This window comes from Shewanella sp. Iso12 (genome assembly GCF_012030025.1).
In the GTDB taxonomy this organism is placed as follows: domain Bacteria; phylum Pseudomonadota; class Gammaproteobacteria; order Enterobacterales; family Shewanellaceae; genus Shewanella; species Shewanella algae.
This window is the reverse complement of record NZ_JAAUHW010000043.1, coordinates 1-644: the sequence shown is the minus strand read 5'-3', so window position 1 is coordinate 644 and position 644 is coordinate 1. Positions and strand designations below refer to the sequence as shown.

Genomic DNA, 644 nt, shown 5'->3' with positions numbered 1-644 from the left:
ATTGGCAACCTGGTGTGGGCCATTATTACCGGCAACCCCAAGATGAGCGATAACAAGGCCTTGTTCCATGCCGATCACAAGAACCTTGGTTCAGGTGCGCCCAGCGTTGAAACCATCAGCGCGCTGTGTGAACTGATGGAGTCGCAGATGATTGGCGAAGATCCGCTGAATATTCAGCCCGCCTTTGCCTTGGTGCCACCTAACCTGAAACGCACCATGCTGCAGATCGTCAAATCCAGTTCGGTCAAAGGTGCTGATGTTAATGCCGGAATTGCCAATCCAATTCAAGATTTGCTTGAGGTGATCTCAGAACCCCGTCTCAAGACAAACAGCGATAAAGCTTGGTACGTGGCTGCTGGTTTGGGCGAGGACACTATTGAGGTGGCATACCTTGATGGTATCGATACCCCTTACATCGAGCAGCAGGACGGCTTCACCGTGGATGGCGTGGCCACCAAGGTACGTATCGATGCCGGTGTAGCGCCGTTGGATTACCGTGGTCTGGCCAAGTCCACTGGCGTATAACGACCACCAACATAACTAAGCCGCCTTCGGGCGGCTTCTTTATATCCGAAATCTAAAAGGACAGCCCAATGAAAAACCTTATTCAAGATGGCACCACCATTACTCACGCTCCAACCGTG

General features: G+C 52.0%; 1 pseudogene. It reads left to right on the top strand.

From position 1 onward, the window contains the following. Positions 1-525 (top strand): annotated as a pseudogene (locus tag HCX89_RS22650) (Clp protease ClpP); the annotation flags it as partial. Between the last annotated feature and the right edge of the window lie 119 nt (positions 526-644).